Source organism: Mycobacterium sp. (genome assembly GCF_965277065.1).
Taxonomy (GTDB): domain Bacteria; phylum Actinomycetota; class Actinomycetes; order Mycobacteriales; family Mycobacteriaceae; genus Mycobacterium.
In genome coordinates this window covers 1-17769 of record NZ_CBDIBT010000004.1, presented here as the reverse complement: position 1 = coordinate 17769, position 17769 = coordinate 1, and the positions used below count along the sequence as shown (strand labels likewise).

Annotated in this window: 15 protein-coding genes; 6 read left to right on the top strand and 9 right to left on the bottom strand. The window is 62.6% G+C overall.

The genetic code is table 11. From position 1 onward, the window contains the following. Positions 1-140 precede the first annotated feature (140 nt). Both ACQY5A_RS00390 and ACQY5A_RS00385 read right to left on the bottom strand, forming a co-directional pair. A complete protein-coding gene (locus ACQY5A_RS00390) occupies positions 141-1334 on the bottom strand; it encodes a hypothetical protein (protein ID WP_428338384.1) in 1194 nt (397 codons plus the stop codon). Continuing rightward, positions 1331-2107, bottom strand: a complete 777-nt coding sequence (locus ACQY5A_RS00385) for a hypothetical protein (protein WP_428338383.1) — start codon at positions 2105-2107, stop codon at positions 1331-1333. Before ACQY5A_RS00385 ends, ACQY5A_RS00390 begins: the two co-directional genes overlap by 4 nt. Before the next feature lie 398 nt (positions 2108-2505). Between ACQY5A_RS00385 and ACQY5A_RS00380 the strand changes: the two genes are divergently transcribed. The 5 genes from ACQY5A_RS00380 to ACQY5A_RS00360 all read left to right on the top strand — a co-directional run bounded on the left by ACQY5A_RS00380 (position 2506) and on the right by ACQY5A_RS00360 (position 7643). Further along, on the top strand, positions 2506-3699 hold the full coding sequence (locus ACQY5A_RS00380) for a glycosyltransferase family 4 protein (RefSeq protein ID WP_428338382.1): 1194 nt from the start codon (positions 2506-2508) through the stop codon (positions 3697-3699). Between the two features lie 14 nt (positions 3700-3713). After that, positions 3714-4760 (top strand): NAD-dependent epimerase/dehydratase family protein, encoded by a 1047-nt coding sequence (locus ACQY5A_RS00375; protein ID WP_428338381.1) that lies wholly within the window; start codon positions 3714-3716, stop codon positions 4758-4760. A gap of 43 nt (positions 4761-4803) precedes the next feature. After that, entirely contained in the window at positions 4804-5643 is an 840-nt protein-coding gene (locus ACQY5A_RS00370; protein WP_428338380.1) for a class I SAM-dependent methyltransferase, read from the top strand. A gap of 174 nt (positions 5644-5817) precedes the next feature. Further along, entirely contained in the window at positions 5818-6531 is a 714-nt protein-coding gene (locus ACQY5A_RS00365; protein ID WP_428338379.1) for an FkbM family methyltransferase, read from the top strand. Further along, positions 6528-7643, top strand: coding sequence for a glycosyltransferase family 4 protein (locus ACQY5A_RS00360; protein WP_428338378.1), 1116 nt, complete (start codon positions 6528-6530; stop codon positions 7641-7643). Before ACQY5A_RS00365 ends, ACQY5A_RS00360 begins: the two co-directional genes overlap by 4 nt. 57 nt (positions 7644-7700) lie before the next feature. On the opposite strand, the gene ACQY5A_RS00355 is transcribed toward ACQY5A_RS00360, so the two are convergent. Continuing rightward, complete coding sequence (locus ACQY5A_RS00355) at positions 7701-9176, bottom strand: endo-1,3-alpha-glucanase family glycosylhydrolase (protein WP_428338377.1); 1476 nt, start codon at positions 9174-9176, stop codon at positions 7701-7703. Positions 9177-9231: 55 nt separating this feature from the next. Continuing rightward, positions 9232-13128 carry a non-ribosomal peptide synthetase gene (locus ACQY5A_RS00350; RefSeq protein WP_428338376.1) on the bottom strand — a complete coding sequence of 1299 codons (3897 nt, stop codon included), beginning with the start codon at positions 13126-13128 and terminating at the stop codon, positions 9232-9234. A gap of 438 nt (positions 13129-13566) precedes the next feature. Between ACQY5A_RS00350 and ACQY5A_RS00345 the strand changes: the two genes are divergently transcribed. Next, positions 13567-13881 carry a hypothetical protein gene (locus ACQY5A_RS00345; RefSeq protein ID WP_428338375.1) on the top strand — a complete coding sequence of 105 codons (315 nt, stop codon included), beginning with the start codon at positions 13567-13569 and terminating at the stop codon, positions 13879-13881. A 35-nt stretch (positions 13882-13916) separates the two neighbouring features. Here ACQY5A_RS00345 and ACQY5A_RS00340 read toward each other — a convergent pair whose 3' ends face one another. From ACQY5A_RS00340 to ACQY5A_RS00320, 5 genes are all read right to left on the bottom strand, one after another. Next, positions 13917-14201, bottom strand: a complete 285-nt coding sequence (locus tag ACQY5A_RS00340) for a WXG100 family type VII secretion target (RefSeq protein WP_428338374.1) — start codon at positions 14199-14201, stop codon at positions 13917-13919. A gap of 31 nt (positions 14202-14232) precedes the next feature. Further along, positions 14233-14529, bottom strand: coding sequence for a WXG100 family type VII secretion target (locus ACQY5A_RS00335; RefSeq protein WP_428338373.1), 297 nt, complete (start codon positions 14527-14529; stop codon positions 14233-14235). A gap of 53 nt (positions 14530-14582) precedes the next feature. Then, the gene (locus ACQY5A_RS00330; RefSeq protein WP_428338372.1) at positions 14583-16052 is read right to left on the bottom strand and encodes a PPE family protein; all 1470 of its coding nucleotides are present in this window, start codon (positions 16050-16052) and stop codon (positions 14583-14585) included. Positions 16053-16071: 19 nt separating this feature from the next. Further along, complete coding sequence (locus tag ACQY5A_RS00325; RefSeq protein ID WP_428338371.1) at positions 16072-16371, bottom strand: PE family protein; 300 nt, start codon at positions 16369-16371, stop codon at positions 16072-16074. A 181-nt stretch (positions 16372-16552) separates the two neighbouring features. Next, positions 16553-17380: a hypothetical protein gene (locus ACQY5A_RS00320; protein ID WP_428338370.1), complete on the bottom strand. Its 828-nt coding sequence runs from the start codon at positions 17378-17380 to the stop codon at positions 16553-16555. Positions 17381-17769 lie beyond the last annotated feature (389 nt).

Below are 17769 nucleotides of genomic sequence, written 5' to 3'. Positions count from 1 at the left end.
GAGAGTCATAGCCGGCGAAAGTCCCAGCAGCCTTCCGATCAGCACCTCGGCTGGTGCCATCGGCACGCGATCGATCCGGGGCCACCGGGTGGAGGCGTTCCGGGCTCGAAGGGCCGGCCGGCGCGGCCCACGGCCTGAATCTAAGCAACATCACCGTCGCGATGAACGTGGTCGCTGTCGCCATACCAGCTGCGATCCCGGCCGCTGTGCGGAAGATCATCGCACCACCGAACACCGGTACGAGCGTGACCAGCATCCAGCTGACCTTCAGCTTCAGCACATCGGTGCTTCGATTGAAGGTGCGCAAAAAATAAATGACCGCGAAGGCCCATGCTCCAATCGCATACTCGAAGGCGATGATGGGAACGATCGCTTGCGGCTGCTTCGAATGTGCGGCCGAGGGCGAGTTCTCCGACGCTGAGAGGCATGAAAGACAGCGCGACGCCAACAAGAAGTGCCACGCCACTATAGACCAGCGCGATTCGGGTCAGAGACCTCCACACCTGTGGCGGTCGCATGTCTCGTCGTCTGCTCTCTGGGATTAACACCAACGGAATGGCGCCCGCCGCAATGGAGACGGGTGCCAATAATGCGGAAGCACCGCGCAGGGCGGCGGATGCCTCGGGACTCAACACGACAGCGGCGAACAGCAGCACCGCGAACACAATCGTTTGCTCGAGGCCGGACTCGGTGCCATACCGCGCTCGATGTTGCCAGCCATCGGAGATCCAACCCGGGTACTGACGCAGCCGTGGGCAGACGCGAACACCGACCAGCATTCCGACTAGGGCAAGGAAGGCCAGGGAGGTCCATCCACCAATGAGGGAAGCAGTGGTTATCCCCGGCAAGTGCACCCACGTTGCCACAAGCAACGCGGCCGAACCGGCGAACCACACGCCGTCCCAGAGGGCCGCAACGTGTGGACGGCCTTCGGCAATGGCGACGTAACGCAGAACATCTTCCACGAGCACGATCGGTGTCGCGATGATGATCAAGAACGCCGGCAGACGAATCCCGGACCCAGCAACTGCCCATATGAGGCCCCCAATGATGGGGCTGACTAGCAGGGCGCTGGTGACCGCGAATGAACCCTCCCGCCGGATGTCGGACCGGGCGCGCCCCCCCATTAGCAGCAACGGTGTGCCCAGCGCACCACGAAGAAGTCCGACGGCCGCAACGAGAAGCGTCAATAGCAGCGCAATCTGGCCGAAATTCTCAGGCGCAGTGATCACCGCGACCGCATAGATGATCAGGCCGTTGCTGAGACTGGAGAAGACCTGGTCAGCGGCGCCCGAGATGGCGCGGACCTTGCTCATCGACAAACCGTTGATCATGGCTCGGTCCTGTTGCCCGACGCCCAGATCTTCTCGAATGCTCCGATCGAGTCGGTAACTCCGTGGTTCGACCAGAGTTCGAATGTGACGAAACTTCCCTGCCACTCCGAAAAACGCGGATCATTCACGCGCTGGTGCGTTCCCGGCAAATCCACCGTCACTTGGGCGCCGTTGATCGTCAAGCGTGCTTCGTAGGGGGTTTGCCCGTCTTCACGTAGCGGATGTTGAAAGAAGTCGGCCGCGATCACCTCCAGAGGTGCGCCGTCGTTATGCGCAACAGCGATGTACCAGTTGATGGGCGTCACGACAAATTGAATCGGCAGCGGCCTGACCATCGGTGGAACGCGCTTGTCGATGCCTCGCGACACCACAAGTGTGATAGCGCCCCGGGTGCCGGATCCGGGCCGGAAGACGAACCGCGCGCCCATACTTTTTACCGACGAACCGAGGTCTGGGGAACTGAAGAACGCGGTGGCGCTGCCTTGTGTTGTGGGTTGGTAGGTCAACCGACCGTGCTGAATTCTAAGTCGGTCGCCGAAGTCATCGGGGCTGGCCAGCACCGTCGCAGGCTGGCCGCCGTCGAAATGGTCGGGCGCCGGACCGTTGGGCATTGCGGTGAAGTCTGCTTGGACCCGGATGCCCGGGGTGGCCATCGGGGCGCTCTCACGCAGGAACCCCCACCAGAGCGTCACGGCCACAAGGACTGCCAGCGCCACCGCGAAGACGATTTGCCCCTGGTTCTGGTACCGGCGTCTGGTTACCACACTCGTCATTCAGCCCCCTCATCAGCAATCAGGTACCACCCGTTCGCCTTTGATGGCGCAGACGGGAGTATCTCCGGCGGTGTGGCCACGAACGACATGCCCTCCTCTTAGAAGTGGAAGCAGGCCGACCTGGCGGGGTCGCGGTCACGGCGGCTGGTTGCCCCCATATGCCTGTATACCGCTCAGCACTTGAATCGATAATATCCATACTATAAGTTGCAATACAAGTCGGTTAACAAACTCATAGTCGAGTATCGACCCGCTATACAACCTCAACAGGCGGGACACCAGTGCAGAGCAGACCGCAGACCCGAGAGTTTCTGGGGGGTACGGAACGTCACTCACGGGGCGCCGGAGCAGCCCTCACCCTCCTATCGCCCCAGCCCTCACCAGCACAACAGAGTCAATTGAGGCTGGTTGTCCACGACTACTCCGGCCACCCCGGTCAGGTACACCTGAGCCGAGAGCTCGCCCGCCGAGGACATCACGTCGAGCATCAATATTGCGCGTCGTACACGACCGGCCGGGGTGCAACGCAGCGACGTGACGGCGATCCAGAGTCCTTCGTGGTGCGTGCTATCGAGCTGAGCAGCGAATTTGCCCGCTACTCAGCGATCGCCCGGCTGCGCCAGGAAGTGCAGTACGCCCGCATGTCGACCCGCGCCATCTTGGCCGCCCGCCCGAACGTCGCGGTGCTGTCCAACATCCCGTTGCTGTCGATGTTCCTCCTCACTATGTCGCTCCGGATGCGCCGGGTGCCTTACGTCTTTTGGCACCAAGACATCTACAGCGAAGCGATCAGGGTTATCGCTCGGGATCGATTCGGCCAGCTGGGTCGCCTGATCGGCTGGGTTGCGGGACGTGTTGAACGCCGGGTTGCGCGCAGTGCCGCTGCAGTCGTCGCAATCAGCGACAACTTCATCGAACAACTTGACGCCTGGGGAGTTCGGAAAAGCAAGGTACACGTGGTGCCGAACTGGGCCGCGATCGACGAGATGCCTTCGCGGCCGCGCGACAACGCGTGGGCGAAGGCGCAGGGCCTGGTCGACATGCCCGTCGTGATGTACGCGGGAACCCTTGGGCTCAAACACGATCCGTCCGTGATTTCCATGCTCGCTCAGGCGGCACCTGCAGGTAGCCAGACCGTCGTGGTGTCCGAAGGCAAGGGCCGTGAGTGGTTGGAGTCGGAAGCCTCCTATGTACCGGGACTTACTCTGCTTGATTACCAGCCATACGAGCAGCTGCCAGACATGCTCGCAAGCGCGGATGTGCTGATCGTCGTGCTGGAAAGCAACGCCAGCCGGTACTCGGTGCCGTCCAAAGTTCTCAACTATTTGTGCGCCGGCCGTCCCGTGCTGGCGCTGCTACCGGCAGACAACGCAGTAGCTCAGATGGTTGAAGCAGCGGAGGCGGGGATTGTGGTAGCCCCAGGCGACGCCGACGCGGCATCTGCCGCGCTGAACATTTTGCTGGCTTCACCGGTCGCGCGAGCCGCGATGGGAACCGCGGCTCGCCGTTTCGCCGAACGCACCTTCGACGTCACACGCGTGGGCGAGCGCTTTGAATCTTTGCTCTGTGACATCAACAACGCCCAGAAATGAAAGGACATATAGACATGGAGATTGCACACCTGCCCGGGAGCGCCCCGGACGGCGGGCAGAAACTGGCTTTGGTCGCGGGAGGCGGCGGCTTCATCGGCGGTCATCTCGCCAGGACTCTTCGCGAACGGGGGTTTCAGGTCCGAAGCGTGGACATCAAGCCCTTCGAGGAGTGGTATCAGATTCCCGATGGTGTCGACGCGCACCAGCTCGACCTGTCGGCGCTCGAGAACTGCCATGAGGCCGTTTGCGACGCCGACGTCGTGTACAACCTCGCAGCCGACATGGGCGGCATGGGTTTCATCGAGACCCACAAAGCCGAGTGCATGCTTTCGGTGCTGATCAACACGCACATGCTGATGGCGGCGCGAGATGCCGAAGTCGGTCGGTTCTTCTTCTCCAGCTCGGCGTGTGTGTACGCCGCCGACAAGCAGGTCAACGCTGACGTGACGGCGCTCAAGGAGGCCGACGCGTATCCCGCCATGCCCGAAGACGGCTACGGCTGGGAGAAGCTGTTCAGCGAGCGCATGTGCCGGCATTTCCGTGAGGACTTCGGCCTCGAGACGCGAATTGCTCGCTACCACAACGTATATGGCATCGAGGGCACGTACGAGGGCGGTCGTGAAAAGGCTCCTGCTGCCTTGTCCCGCAAGGTCGCTGAGGCCGTGCTCTCCGGGCGGCATGAGATCGAGATCTGGGGCGACGGAGAACAGACTCGCAGCTTCATGTATGTCGATGACTGCGTGGAGGGAACCCTGATGGTGACCGCAGGAGACAGCGCGATACCGGTCAATGTGGGCAGCTCGGAGTTGGTGAGCATCAACCAGATGGTCAGCATCATCGAGCAGATCGCGGGGATCACCGTTAAGCGCCGCTACAACCTGGACGCCCCCAAGGGTGTGCGTGGACGCAACAGCGACAACACGCTGATCAAGGAGATCTACAGCTGGGAGCCGTCGATTTCTCTCGCGGATGGCCTCGAGCGAACTTATCGGTGGATCTTCGACCAGCTAATCGACAGCGGGCAAACCGGCGATCCGGCCGCACGGCGCGCAGCCGTCTGAGTCCTGGGAGGAACTTGTAATGCATGAAAAGGAGGCACTTGTAATGCACGAAACGCAGTTGAGTCAAGTCGAATTGGAAGGCGCCGCAGACAAAGTCGTAAAGCGCTTTCCTATACCCGACTACTTCGACCCGTACCTCAAGGGGCACCTATCAGTGGCCCAAACCGTGAGGCGCTACCTAGCGCCGGGATCCCGCGTGCTGGATTTCGGTGCGGGTCCGGCCGACAAGACCGCTGTCTTGTCGATGCTGGGCTACAAGTGCACTGCCGCCGACGAACTCGGCGATTGGTGGCACACACGGGGCGAAGCCCGACGGATGATCCTCGACTTCGCCGAAGACATGGGCGTTGAATACATCACTTTGGACACTGATGAGTTGCCCGCTGCCCGGGAATTCGACATGGTGATGCTCCACGACGTTCTCGAGCATCAGCACGATTCGCCAAGATATCTGCTGAACGACCTTCTCGAGCGGGTGCCCGAAGGCGGGTACCTCTTCATCACCGTTCCCAATCATGTGAACCTGCGCAAGCGAATCGCAGTGCTGCGGGGCAAAACCAGTCATTGCAAATACGAGACGTTTTACTGGAACCCCGGCAAATGGCGCGGGCACGTGCGCGAATACACCCGCGGGGACTGCGTCGCGCTTGCACAAGCCCTTGGGCTTGAAATCGCGGAGCTACGAGGGGTTCATCACATGCTGGAAAAGGTTCCTCCTCGATTGTTGCGCACCTACCTTGCAGCAAGCCGGCTCACCCCATCCATCCGCGACACGTGGTCGATGGTGGCCCGCAAGCCGGTCGGTTGGACGCCCAAGACCGAAGTCGACATTCAGGATTTCCAGGAGATCTCGGGCTCGAATTCGTGGCGTGAGTTGCACTGAACGACACCTGCGGCTGCGTCGCTACTTGCGGGCTGGTGTCGTTCAACAAGAGCGCAAAGACGATGTGGTCCAGCAGCTCTCGGCCGGCGCCGCTTCCAATAACTTCGAAGCACGTTATTCCACAATGGGTTTCGATACATCAAAAGCAGGATCGATCGGAAAGGCTGACGCTGCATGAGGCGCTCGAAGAAGCTGATGGCCATCTTGCGGGTGGCGCCGTACCGAGCCGCCCTCCTGAAGCACTGGGTTGCGGCAACAGTCGAGCATGCGGAGGCGTTGGCGAAGCTAAAGCTGCGCACGGTCGTCGACGTCGGCGCCAATCGCGGTCAGTTCTCGCTTTTCGCGCTGCATACTTTTCCCGCTGCCAAAATCGTCTCGCTGGAGCCTCTTCCGGAACCCGCCGCACGATTCCGCCGCGTATTTGCCAAGGAGCCGCGGGTGACACTGCACAATGCCGCGCTGGGACCGGACGCCGGAGAATCCGTCATGCACGTGTCGCGCCGCGACGACTCCTCGTCGCTGTTGCCCATCGCTGCCGCGCAAGGACAACTGTTCCCGGGCACCGACGAAGTGCGCACTGAGACGGTCCGAACGGCCCCGCTGTCTGCGTTTGTCGAAGGCACCTCGATCGAGGAACCGGCGTTGCTGAAACTCGACGTCCAAGGCTATGAGATGGAGGCGTTGCGCGCGTGCGGAGACCTGCTCGAGAAGTTCGCCTACGTCTATGCAGAGGGTTCGTTTATCGAGTTGTACGAAGGGCAAGTCTTAGCCGATGACCTGATCGCTTGGCTACGCGAACACGGTTATGAGCTTGTCCGCAGCTACGAATCCGTCAGTGACGAGCATGGGCAAACGATCCAAGCCGACATGCTGTTCGAGCGCCTGTGAAAGTCGCATTCGACTCCCAGATCTTCTCCATGCAGCGATATGGCGGTGTCTCAAGGTATTTCGTCGAGCTGGCGAGCCGTCTACCCGCTCATGGCGTATCGGAGGTGTGTGTCGTCGCTCCGTTGCACATCAACAGCTACCTGACGGCTGACTCTGCCCACCGCGTCACACGTGGCAGGTATGTACCTTTCACATTCAGCGGCCACCTTCCCAATCTTGCCCTCCCGCGCGCGGTCGGACTTGCGAACCGGTTCGCTGAGCCGCTGGCGTGGCGGGGAGCCGACCCGGATATCGTCCACGAGACCTACTTCGCCGCCAAGCCGGTGGGTAGGGCGCGGCGCCGCGTCGTGACGGTCCATGACATGACCCACGACCTGTTTCCCGAAGAGGTGCCCCGCGCCGGACGATGGGTCGCCGCCAAACGCGCCGCTGTCGATCGAGCCGACCACGTGATCTGCGTTTCGGAAAACACGCGGCGCGATCTTGTGCGCCTCTACGGTATCGATCCGGCACGCACAAGTGTGGTGCACCATGGGTATTCGCTGACCGCGGAGCCGAGCGCGGCGAAAGCGGAACGCGGCAAGGGCAGACCCTCGCTGCTGTACGTGGGGCATCGCGGGGGCTACAAGAACTTCAGGACGCTGCTGCAGGCCTACAGCAGCTCTGCGGTATTGCGGGAATTCGAGCTGATTGCCTTCGGTGGACACTCGTTTCTGCCCGACGAGCAGAAAGAGATCACCCGACTGGGCATCGCCGACCGGGTGCGCTTTGAGACCGGGTCCGATCGGGAGCTGGCGGCGCGCTACCGGACGGCCACCGCATTCATCTACCCGTCGAAGTACGAGGGCTTCGGGATTCCCCCACTCGAAGCCATGAGCCACGGCTGCCCAGTCGTGTGCAGCAATGCGGGGTCGATTCCAGAAGTAGTCGACGACGCCGGCCTTTATTTCGATCCGAACGACCCCGAGGAGCTCCGCACCGCTGTAGAACGCGTCGCGACGACGGAGGGCTTGCAGGCGGATCTGCGGAAGCGCGGACACGCGCGGATCGCCGCGTTTTCCTGGGACGAGTGTGCGGCGGCGACCGCTCGTATCTATCGCGAAATCATCTAACGACCTACCCGCAGCGAGAGGCGAGAGCCCTTGTGCTTCAGAGGCTTTCGTCCCCCTTTACCGCAGGCCTCCTACCACGCGGTATTGAAGGTCTTGCACATGCGGGGTGTCGGTGACATCGGCGTTTGACCGCGCTGCGGCAACCACGGCACCGTTGCGCCGCATCTCGGCTGAGATCGATCCGAGACTCAACGGGAAGACGCAATTCCCACGGCCAGCCGGGACAGTGCAGGAATAGTTCTGCGTCCCAGCCCTGATGAAGATCCGCGACGGCGCCGTTGCGAATGCCAGCACTTCGATCGTGTCGCGGGGCGGTACGGTTTCCGACACCTTCATCGGGGAGCTTTCGGCGTACACCGATCGGGCACCAACCGGTTGGACTCGGTACGAGACAAACAGCGCGTCGCGGACGATGGGGGGTGGTCTGCCGAGCTTGAACTGCGCGATGTCGTAGGCATTCATGTCCAGAATGCGCCAACCGTGAGCCACCGAGGGCGCCATTGCGGTCGATTCGGCGTAGTCGTTCCAAGTGACCATCTGCACCCACTCGGCATTCTGCTGGTCTGCAATCTGCCACGCCAACCTGTTCGTCAAACTATTGTCCGATTCTTCGAAGGCTGCGTCCTTCGGACGGCTGTCTTGGAAGACGACAGGCTGCATCCACAGTTTTCCGAGTTGACGAGTCCGTCGAATGACGTCGACCGGAGACCCACGGCCGTCGTTGACAGTCGTCATGGCATCCGGATCCCGGCCCCCCCACATACTGAATCCATCGCTGAAGGGAGCGAATTTTTCCGGGTTGTCGGCCACCATACAAAACGTTGGCACAAAGGCGACGGAGAGCTTGAATTTGTCGCGAAGGATAGTGAAAACGCTCACCCACCACTCCGGGGCGTTCCGCTCAGCGAACCAGGCACCCAGAACGGGCCGACCATCCGACAAATGATATGCAGCCGGCGCGGTCAAATACGGTGCGACTTCGGCCGCGAAGTCTGTGGCGGTCATCGCCCCCAAGGGACTTGACATATCGGCGGTGATCAGGATCGTGAAATTTCTCACATCCGTTGCGGCCCGCAGTATCCGATCAATGACGTTGGACGTGGCATGGGTCGCAAGCACGTCAACGGCGAATCCGTCGATGCCCATACTCTGGGCTTGACCAATCTCGGTTCGCAGATCCGCCAGCTGCCAATCCGGCAGATTGCTGTGGGGCCTGGGCGGCGGCCGATCCCTCAGATATCCGCCATACGCGGCGTGTTTACCGCTTTCCCCATCGACCGTCAGGTATTGCATGGCGTAGTAGTCTTTGTCGCCGTCTTTGTTGTCTATCGATATCGGGAAGATTGGCATGTAGTGCGCGAAAACTTTTCTTGGACCATGCATCTCGGTCAGGTTGATTGGGAGATAGGGTGTGGCCGCCGTTGCCGATGTAGTCGTCGGATAGCTGCATTGAGGTGCCGACCCTAAGCTCAGGACTGCGACAAGCACCAGCACGGCCGCCCAAGCGGACAGCAGACGGAAAATCCGCGACATCATAAGCGGCGGAGGACGACTGCGCTGGGCCTGTGGCAGCCCTTCAGCAACCTCATCATCGGATAAACCCCGAATCCGACAGTGGCGCAGCCGATGCCAGCGTCCTGGCTTTACGAAGCGACTCCAGCATAATTCGCGCGACCTCTTCGACCACGGGCAGATCGAGCATGGTGGCGTGGTCAGCGGCGAGGCGGTGCACCGTCAACGGTCCGGCGTGGAATTCGTCCCAGCCCAATAGATCTGCCTCCATGTCGGCTGCGGAACCTTCGGTCACAAACAGGTGCATCGGCACATTGTGCCCGGGCTGCTGATAGCGGCATGCGATCTCGGTGGCGCCGCGATAGTCGAAATCCTGTGGCGGCCACAGCTCACCACTCCGCAGCAATCGAAGCGCGACTTCGAGGTACTTGGCCCACCGGTCACCCGCGGGCCGTCTGCGCAGCCGGCGAAGCCGCCATCGCAGCGTCAGCTGTTCCAGCAACGGTTGCGCCATCGATGGTGCCGGAGCATCGAGAATGCCCAGCCAATCGACTTGCTGGCCGGCATTGACGGTCTTGCGGGCAACTTCGTAGGCCACTAGCCCACCGATCGAAAAGCCGGCTATCGTGAGCGGACCATTCGGCTGCCGGTCGCGGATCTCGGAAAGAACTTGGCTGGCACGCTGTTCGATGGTCACGGATCGATCGAACCGCCCGCCCGGCTGTTCGAGGATCAGTGGGTGCACCGGCTGGGTGGTACCCCACTGCTCGGTAAAGTGTCGCAGGCTCATCGCCGAATTGTGGTGGGAGAAGATCAAATGCAACGGCGGTTCTGCGGTGACATCGCAAGTTCCGCTAGGGTTTACGGTATCGAGTAGTGCGGCAAGCTCTGCGATGGTCCGGCCGCTCGCGACGAACCTCGAGAGCGGCAGCTCCACCCCAAATGTCTGTTCAACGTTCGAGATCAGTCGCGCCGCCAGCAACGAATGACCGCCCATATCGAAGAAATCTGAGCTGACATCCGATACCGGTACCGCCAGCAGATCAGCCCAGAGCGCAGCGATGCGTCGTTCCGTCTCGTTGCGCGGAGAGTTGGCTCCCTCGCGGCCCGTTCCTCGTGCCGACGGTGCCGGCAGCCCGGCCTTATCAAGCTTCCCGCTCGAGGTCGTCGGGATCGCGCTCAGATGCATAAATGCGCTGGGCACCATGTATTCAGGCAGGCGGCGACGCAGCCACTCACGTGCCTCGAACTCACTCGGACGTCCCGGCTCGCCGACGATGTACGCGACCAATTGCTGTTCGCCATTGGGCGCCGCGCGCGCGACCACTGCGCAGCAGCCCACCTCTGGGTGCTCGCACAGGGTGGACTCGATTTCGTCCGGTTCTATGCGGAAGCCACGGATCTTGAGCTGGTCGTCGTAGCGGCCAAGATGTTGTATCCGGCCGTCAGGCGTAAACCTGCCGCGATCGCCCGTGCGGTAGATCCGCCCACCGACATGAAATGGATCGTCTCCAAAACGACGCGCGTGCTCGTCGGGGCGATTGACATAACCACGAGCCACGCCGGCACCGCCGATTGTGATCTCTCCGGGAACGCCGACCGGCTGGAGTCGACCGCGAGAGTCGGTGATATAAACCCGAGTATTCGCGAAGGGTCTGCCCACGGTGATGGTGTCGCCCTCGGCCAGCCGCGCGACGCTCGTACCGGCCGTGGCCTCGGTGGGGCCGTAGCCGTTCCAGACCGACCCGCAACGTTGCAGCAGCGCCTCGGCAAGCCCGTCGGTGAGCGTTTCGCCGACGGATACCACTGTGAGACGATGGTCGCCGCGCCAGCCGGCCGTGACGAGGGCCCGCCAAGTGGTTGCAGTCGCCATCATGTAGGTCGCGCGGCTGTCGACCATCAGCTGACGCAGAGCAGCGGGGTTTGCCGCCTGCGCGGCGGTGGCGAGCACCAGACGGGCCCCACAGGCCAGTGCGCAAAAGATGTCGCCGAGCGCGAGGTCGAAGCTGATCGACGCCACCGACAGCACGGTGTCGGTGGCACCGACGCCAAACTCTTCGAGCATGGTGTGCATCAGATTGGTGACGCCGCGATGCTCGACGAGCACTCCCTTCGGGCGACCGGTGGAGCCGGACGTGTAAATCACGTAGGCGAGATCAGCTCGCGTCACAGTGCTCGATTGGTCACCCTCGCAGGGCGTGTGCGGCACCAAATCACGGAGGTTGAGCACGGTTGCCGTGACGACGTCCGGGAAGGTCGGTAGCAATCCTTCTGTCAGAACGACTTTCGCGCCTACGTCGTTGATGCAGAAAGCGTTTCGCTCGGCTGGCTGGCGGGGATCTAGGGGCAGAAGCGCTGCGCCGGTTTTGAGAATTCCTATGACGGACGCCACCAGGTCGGGCGTGCGGTCCAGTAGCACCGCTACTACGGTGCCGGGCCCAGCGCCCGCCTGCGCCAACCTCGCTGCGATGACTGCCGCGCGGTCATCCAGTTGCCGGTAGGTCAGAGTCGTGTTGTCGACCTGTACGGCTATCGCATCGGGCGTGCGCTCGACCTGCGAGGCGATGACCTCGTGCACGCATAGTGACGAAATGCCATGCCGGGTAGTCGAATTCCAGCTCAGCTGACGTCGGCGTTCGTCGGGGCTGACGAGATCAAGGTCGACCATCGCCATCCCGGGCGCCGCGGCGACAGCATCGAGCACACGGCGCCAGTGCGACGCCATCTCGCGCGCCGTCTCCCGATCGAACACATCCGCGTTGAAGACGAACCTTCCCACAACGTTTCCGTCCGACCGTTCGTCCAGCTCAAGACCTATGTCGATAGTCGATCCCGAGGCATCGCGGACAACGGATTCCGTCGGGTGCAGCGACCACTCGTCGGCAAGCGGCGTCAGCCGCGATCGAAGCAGCAACTGAGTATGAAAGAGCGGATTGCTGGGCGGTTCTCGTGGTACGCCGAGGGCGGCAAGGAGAGCCTCGAAAGGCACCGCGTCGTCGAACGCCTCGGTGACCACGCGCCGGATTCGGCCCGCCAGTTCGGTGAAAGACTCGTGGTCCGACACCTCGCATCGCAAAGCTACCGGGGTAGTGCAATAGCCGGCCACCGCGCGCATGTCGTTGTGCTGGCGCAGATCGTGTGCGGTGCCGAACACCACATCGGTGGATTCGGCATACAGATGTAGCCACCACGCGTAGGCGGCAGCCAGCGCGTGGAAAAGAGTGCCGCCCGCGGAATGAGCCGCGCGGCGCAGCCCCTCGACGGTGGCGTGTTCAATCGTCAGTGGGATCATCCCGCCCGCGAACGTCTGACGTTGTGGTCGCGGGTGGTCGGGCGGCAGCTGGCCGGGCGCGCTGCCCGCAAGCCTGTTGCGCCACCGAGTGATTCGGCCGGCCACCTCCGGTGTGCGAACCCAATCGAGTTCCCACTTCGTATAGTGGGCGTACTGCGCTCGCGGCGCGGGCAGCAACGCCGGCGCGCCCGTCGCGTAGTCGCCGTACAGGGCCGTCAGCTCGGGGAGTAAGACGCGGTGCAGCGTTGTCTCGTCGAACACCAGCTGGTGCAGGCCCAGCTGCAGCCAGTGGTCTTCCTCGGTGATGCGGATCAGTCGCGGACGGATCAACGGCCCGTCGGCGAGGTTGTAGGGACGCAGCGCATCTGCCGCCGCGATCCCAGCCGCCTGGTGAACGGCGTCGTCGGGATATAGCTCTGACAAATCGGTCAAGGGCAGATCGACGTACGCGGGCTCGCGAACGAACTGATATGGCACACCGTCAACGACGGCGAAGGTGGTGCGACACGCCTCGTGGCGGGAGACCAACTCCGTGAGCGCGCAACGCAGCGCTTCGACATCGAGCGGACCCGTCTTGCGGATCGTGATCGTCTCGCTGAAGGCAGGTGAGTCCGGCGCGAGCCGGATGTGATGCCACAGTTGCCGCTGCGACGACGACAACGGACCGGATGCTGTTCCCACGGCTGCCAGGTCCGGACGCTGGCGAATAACCCCATCCACACGCGCGACCGCCTTCGTCGGAATAGCGCTCATTCGCCGTCCCGCTTACCGCGCGTCATAGTTACCCCACAATCTCGACAATTCCGCGGCCACGGCTGGGTGGTCACGAACAACATCTACCTTCCGGAGGAAGTATGTGGCCTGGAGCCGGACGACAGATACCACGGCGCCGACCCTGATCGAAGTATAGACCAAAGGTATCCTGAGAGCTGCGCTACATACCATTAGTAGCTAAATTCACATCTGACAAACTGGTTGACAGCCCGACCGATTTAGGCGAACGCTGCTAGTTCGCAGGCAGGGCGTGCAGCGGTCAACTGCTAGTTTCGTCTCGCGCCATTGTCGATTCGGCGAGCTGACGAGGTTGCCCCGCGCGTTGAAGTTCCCAGGAGGCTGTGAGTGTTCGCCGAGCAACTGTTCTACAGCATCGCCGCAATGAATGCGCTTTTCTCGTCAATGGCGTGGTGCGCCTCCAAGCCAAATAAATGGTCGATATTGGCGACCTTGGCGTTCGCTGTGCTCTGGCCGTTCGTCAATGGGATCTTGGAAGGGACAGTTCTACTCAGAATCAGCAGCACCCACGGAATAACGGTGTCGGATTTACTCTCGGTTCTGGCGGTGGCGATCGCGCTGGTTCAGACCAGGAGAATTCTGCGCTCCCGCCGTCTTAGTCAGTCCGCCACCGAACGCGGCAACATCACCGAAAATCCGTGAGCACCGATCTCGAACTGAGAATTCCGGCGTAGTCGTCAGGCCCAGCTGGAGCCGACGGCGGAGTCGGTGCTCGACATGTTGTTGCCGGCGGTCTGCACCTTCTGGCCGTGGCTGTTGGCCTGCTCGTAGATCGTCTGGAAGTTGCGACCCAACTGGGTGATGAACTCCTGGCAAGCCACCGAACCCGAGCCGCCCCAGAAGTCGCCGGCAGCCAGCACATCGCGAACGATGGACTGGTGCTCGGCCTCCAACGAGGCGGCCTGGGAACGGATCATCGCGCCGTGGGCGTCGACATCACCGAACTGGTAACTGATCGACATGACTGTTCTCCTACAGGGTTTCGGTGGTCGGCTAGCTGGACAGGATCTGCTGCGAGCCCTGCTCTTGGGCCTCGTAGTTGTTGGCGTCACGGATCAGCCCATCGCGCACACCGTGCAGCATGTTGACGATGTTGCGGAACGCGGTGTTCATCTGGCCCATGGTGTCGAACGACGTGGCCTGAGCGGTACCGCTCCAGCCGGCGCCGGCGATGTTCTGCGAAGACGCCCACATCTTGCGGGCCTCGTCCTCCACCGTCTGGGCGTGCACGTCGAAACGGCCCGCCATCGACCGCATCTCGTGCGGATCAGTCATAAAACGAGTAGGCATATCTCTCTCCTTGGTGATACTCAGTTCGAAACTTCGATCGCCGTGACCGAAGGTCAGTGGTTATTGCCGTTATGGCCGTTATGGCCGTTATGGCCGTTGTGCCCGTTGCCGTTATATCCGTTGCCGTTATTTCCGTTATGCCCGTTGCCGTTGTTTCCGTTGTTCGGCAGATACACGATGTGCGGTGTGTACCCGGGAGCGGGCGGGAGGCCCGCGGGTGCTTGGTATGCGCCGGCGGGCGCCATCGGGGCCTGTGAGTATCCGGCTTCTGGCGAACGCGCCAACACCTTGAGACGTGGCCCGTACCTGGAAGCCACTGCGCCGCCCACGCCGGCGGCGGCGGCTATGCCTGCTGCCTGCCCTGCGCCGCTCGGTAGGAACGGTATGCCCATCGGCAAGCCACCTTCCGCCGGACTGACGCCCGGCAGCGGTGTCGCCAGCGGCATGCCGGCCAGCCATGTCGGTGTCGCGGCCGCGCCCCAACTCGGCGGCACCGACAGGGCGCCGACCGAGGCCGCCGCGCCCAACCCCGCGAAACCGCCAGCGCCGCCGGCGAATCCGCCGACCGCACCGCCCATTGCGGCGGCTGCGGCTCCCCCGGCAGCAGCCGCGGGCGCAGCGGCAGCCGCGACGGGTGTCATTGCTTGGGTGAGCGCGTAGCCTATTGGCGTACCCATGAGGGGCTGTATCGCATCGAGTCCCGCGAACAGTCCAAAAAAGAGGCTGTCGTTTTGGATGTCTGCGATCAGGGTCGATGGATCCAGCCCAGGTAGGCCCGAGGTCGCGCCGGTACTCGACGTCGAGGCGAGGCTATTCAGGAAATTGGTCAACAACGTCGACAACGATGTCGGCGTCGTCGACGCGGCGGGCGATGCGAGATTCTGCAGCGACGTGGGAACGTTGGAGACCAGCTGAGACAGCGCCGACTGCACTCCCGCGCCGGACGACGTCCCGGCGGCTTGGGCGGCTGCTGCAGTTTGATTGGACGCGCCGGCCGGATTGGTGGTCGTCGGCGGCGTAATGAATGCCGTCAACTTTGAAGCGGCCGCCGAGCTGCCGGCGTAGCTGTACATCGCGCTAGCGTCCTGGGCCCACATTGCGCCGTACTGAGCCTCGACAGCGGCGATCGCAGGGGTGTTTTGACCGTAGATATTCGTCGCCATGAGCTGCGCGAGCTCAATCCGGTTGGCGGCGACGACCTCTGGCGGCACCACCGATGCGAACGCCGCCTGGTAGGCGTTCGCCGCCGCCCCTGCCTGAGCAGCCGTCTGCTCAGCGCCTGCGGCGGCGGCGTTCAGCCATGCCACGTACGGTGCCGCCGAATCTTCCATGGCTGCGGACGACGGACCCACCCATGAGTCGGCGGTCAACGCCGAGATCACCGATCCGTAGGAAGACGCCGTGGAACGCAATTCGGCGGCCAGCCCATTCCACGCCGACGCTGCGACCAGCATCGATTCCGAGCCCGGGCCGGCATAGATCAGCGCAGAGGTGATCTCTGGCGGTAAGCCTCCGAAATCCATCGCTCAGCCTTCGGGTTACCTAGAGGGCCGCGGCCGCATTTGCGGCCTCGGTAGCCGCGTAGGACGCAGCGCTGGTACTCAGCGTGGTCACAAACATCTCGTGAATCGCCGCGGCCTGGGCGCTCACCGCCTGGTAAAGCTGGGCGTGCGCGGCAAACTGCGCCGCAGTCAGGGCCGACACCTCGTCGGCAGCGGCGGGAACAACCCCGGTGGTAGGAGCCGCGGCGGACGCATTGCCGGCCACCATTGCAGAACCAATGCCCTGCAGGCTGCCGGCAGCCTCCCCGAGCGACTCTGGCTGCGTGGTCACAAACGACATGTGTTCCTCCTCGCGGAAGCCAGGCCGACTCGGCCGCGCCTATGCTTCCAATCTCCAGATACCGACTATACACCTGAGCCTTATTTTACATACTTTATGAAGGCTTTCAAGCGAAAATTTATAACCCTAGTCTTGAGCTCGCCGGCGGTGTCCCGCTACATACCGAGGAGCAGCGTCAGATCTACGGCGCCGCGGCGGTGACGTCTTCAGGGACTGCCTGCGTCGTGGCCCGTCTATCGGCAACATCGAAGGCATGCCACTCAGCCACAACGTCAAGCACCGGAGATACGTTGGTGGCCAACCAGCTTGCCCGAATTGACCCGCCCGCATTTCTACGCAGCAGCACACCAATGTGGTGGAGCCAGGTGAGCAGGATGGCGACGCGCTCATCGACGCGCTCTGACTCGTAGGCGCCGTCCCCCGATCGACCGGGCCCGGCATGCAGTGCATTGCGCTCGGAGTCGGAGAGCCCGCCGGCCTCCAATCGCTGGCTGACAACGGTGCCAAGATCGGCCCCCTCTGCCTGGCAGCTCGTCGCCAAAATCATCAGGAACTCGTCGATCAGCGCCAGTCGGTCTCCCCGCGCTTCATCCCAGCCGACGATTCGGTTCACCTGCGCGTGTGGACCCGCCAGCTGAACATGGTCGGAGGTGTAGTTGCCGTGCGTCCAGCACACCGTCATACGTCGTCCAACAATCGCGCGCGCGAGCATCGATTCCAGCCGGTCCAGGATTGGCACCAGTCGGGCATCCATCCGGCCGCAGACATCCGCGAGCCCCGCCACGGGTTCGACGATCCACTGCCGGACCGAACTGAGGTTGTCGACGACGATCGACCTCGCCGTCGCCAGGTGCAGAGGCGCCACGGCAGCGAGCGCCAGGGTGGCCAGTTCTTCGAAGCGGTCGGGATCGTCCGCAAGCACCTCCGCTAGAGATATTCCGGGTCGGTAAGACTCGACACATACGGTCTTTTCGGGGCGTTCGTCGAAGGCCAGAACGCGCGGCAGCATTTCCCGCCAAGCCCTCGTCCAGTCCCGGTTGGCTGGCAATTTCGGCCACCAACCTGCGCTGCGTACGCAGTTGCATGGCTCCGCCGATATCGCGGGCGACCTTCATGACCGCGACCGCCGGTCCCCGCTCGACACGTAACTGGCTGAGCCGAATCATTTGGGTGTCGATCGTGCTTCCGGCGGCCGAAGGTCCCTGCCGAGAGCGAGAGAGTAGGCCGAGCAGATGTTCAGCCGTTCCCGTGAATTGCGTCAGCTGTGCCGCGGCCGCTGCACGTCCATAATTCCGTCCGGCGCTCATACTGCTGCTCTCCCCCGTTCTATGCCCCACATCGGTGAGCACCGTGAAGAGCCCATCCGCGGCGTGATCGACGGCGAACGAATCCGCGTAG

Coding starts and splice junctions, on each gene's coding strand:
- ACQY5A_RS00370 (WP_428338380.1), top strand. CDS start 4,804: ATGCACGAAACGCAGTTGAGTCAAGTCGAATTGGAAGGCGCCGCAGAC.
- ACQY5A_RS00385 (WP_428338383.1), bottom strand. CDS start 2,107: ATGACGAGTGTGGTAACCAGACGCCGGTACCAGAACCAGGGGCAAATC.
- ACQY5A_RS00340 (WP_428338374.1), bottom strand. CDS start 14,201: ATGTCGATCAGTTACCAGTTCGGTGATGTCGACGCCCACGGCGCGATG.
- ACQY5A_RS00320 (WP_428338370.1), bottom strand. CDS start 17,380: ATGCTGCCGCGCGTTCTGGCCTTCGACGAACGCCCCGAAAAGACCGTA.
- ACQY5A_RS00330 (WP_428338372.1), bottom strand. CDS start 16,052: ATGGATTTCGGAGGCTTACCGCCAGAGATCACCTCTGCGCTGATCTAT.
- ACQY5A_RS00335 (WP_428338373.1), bottom strand. CDS start 14,529: ATGCCTACTCGTTTTATGACTGATCCGCACGAGATGCGGTCGATGGCG.
- ACQY5A_RS00365 (WP_428338379.1), top strand. CDS start 5,818: ATGAGGCGCTCGAAGAAGCTGATGGCCATCTTGCGGGTGGCGCCGTAC.
- ACQY5A_RS00375 (WP_428338381.1), top strand. CDS start 3,714: ATGGAGATTGCACACCTGCCCGGGAGCGCCCCGGACGGCGGGCAGAAA.
- ACQY5A_RS00325 (WP_428338371.1), bottom strand. CDS start 16,371: ATGTCGTTTGTGACCACGCAGCCAGAGTCGCTCGGGGAGGCTGCCGGC.
- ACQY5A_RS00355 (WP_428338377.1), bottom strand. CDS start 9,176: ATGTCGCGGATTTTCCGTCTGCTGTCCGCTTGGGCGGCCGTGCTGGTG.
- ACQY5A_RS00390 (WP_428338384.1), bottom strand. CDS start 1,334: ATGATCAACGGTTTGTCGATGAGCAAGGTCCGCGCCATCTCGGGCGCC.